Source organism: Erythrobacter sp. CCH5-A1 (assembly GCF_001557115.1).
GTDB lineage: Bacteria > Pseudomonadota > Alphaproteobacteria > Sphingomonadales > Sphingomonadaceae > Erythrobacter.
Genome location: NZ_LSKQ01000245.1, coordinates 1 through 1,402, shown reverse-complemented (window position 1 = coordinate 1,402; position 1,402 = coordinate 1). Strand labels below are relative to the sequence as shown.

Sequence of the window (1,402 nt, the reverse complement as noted above, 5' to 3'; positions counted from 1 at the left end):
GAAAATGCCGCCCGCTGGCCACACACGAATTTACACCACATTGACGGACACGACCTTGATGCGCGGTTACGGCGTGCGCGCGATGCTTCTGCTCCAGGATCCCTCGCAGCTGCGACAACTTTATCCGAACGACTATCAGACGATCGTCAACAACTGCGCGATTCTGATGACTTTCGGGCATCAGTCGTTCGCCATGTCTCGCGATATGGCGATGCTATTGGGTGATGTCAGCGAGGATGAACTCTTCGACATGCGACCAGACAGGATGGCGGTCAGGATGAGTGGTCAGCGCACGGCGTTTGTCAAACGCATCAACTACCTTACCGATCCGCTGTTTACCGGGCTTTACGGCACCAACCCAATGGCTCCGCGCCGCCCTCAAAATACGTCGGCGTTGGAGCGTTGAAATGCGAGATCGGCCATGTGCCTAGAAAAGGGCACTGCAATCATTACGGGCGCTCGGTCCGGAATCACGTCCGCCTTTATGCGCACGGCCCCCAGCCAAAGGTTGACCACTGCTCTTGCGGCCGGCCCGGCATCTACGTCGTGCTCGATCACAATATGCATATTCGGATCGCGCAACACATCGTCCAGGTCAACATTACCAGGGGACAATGCACGTCGCAGTCCGGGCTGCTGAAATTCACGCAGGGGTCGCACTGCGGCAGCAGCAATACGATCCCGTGTGGCAATACTCGTCGGCTCATCTGCAGCGCGTTTCATTTCCAGAAATGCCGCAAGGGCTCGGTATTCAGGACTATCGGTTGCCGAGATGGCAGCAAGCCGGTCTGCCATCATCGCAAATGCCATGACCGGGTCGTCCAGCACGTTGCCGGGGTCATTCCTTCCGCTCACTTCGGAAAGATAACGCCAGACATCGTCGAGTCGTGTGAGATCACGCAGGGATTCAAGCCGGAAATTGGCCAGCATGCCGATCAAGGCACCCAGTATCTGGCGTGCCTCGCGTTCCTCAGCGATCGTGACGTGCGTTGAAGTGCCGGCATGGAGAATGTTGGCGAAGGTAGCTGCGATGTCCTGTCGGCGAGCTCCATCGCCCGATAGAACGGACATTGGATTGAGCGACCAGCCAGTCGGCCGATCCACGGCAAGCACGATCCGGCGCCCGGTTCTAGCTACGGAACTGGGGTGCCCTTTCGGCACGACTTCGACTAGCGGGCCCGCGTGTTTGCGCCATGGAGCCGACGCCGCTGCGCGACGCGGTTGCGCAGGAACAAGAGCGCGTTCTGCAGAACCACCTTGGTTTAGGATTATCTCCTGCGTTCCGTCGAAGGGGATCACCGCCGGACGCTGGCGCCGCCAACTCGAAGCTGAAACGGCCTCCCTCGCATTTAGCCCATCTTATTCACCGGCGATGTCGTGAAGGGTTGGCGGGAGTGGTGTA

At 58.8% G+C, this 1,402-nt stretch carries 2 protein-coding genes; one reads left to right on the top strand and one right to left on the bottom strand.

Going from position 1 to position 1,402, the window contains the following annotated elements; all coding sequences use genetic code 11:
* Nucleotides 1-406, top strand: a 406-nt coding sequence (locus tag AX708_RS15340; protein WP_156454582.1) for a TraM recognition domain-containing protein, incomplete at its 5' end; no start/stop codon positions are given.
* Here the strand turns inward: AX708_RS15340 and AX708_RS20055 are convergent.
* Nucleotides 379-1,071 carry a hypothetical protein gene (locus tag AX708_RS20055; RefSeq protein ID WP_082747238.1) on the bottom strand — a complete coding sequence of 231 codons (693 nt, stop codon included), beginning with the start codon at nucleotides 1,069-1,071 and terminating at the stop codon, nucleotides 379-381. The two genes, AX708_RS15340 and AX708_RS20055, sit on opposite strands and share 28 nt — an antisense overlap.
* Nucleotides 1,072-1,402: the final 331 nt, after the last annotated feature.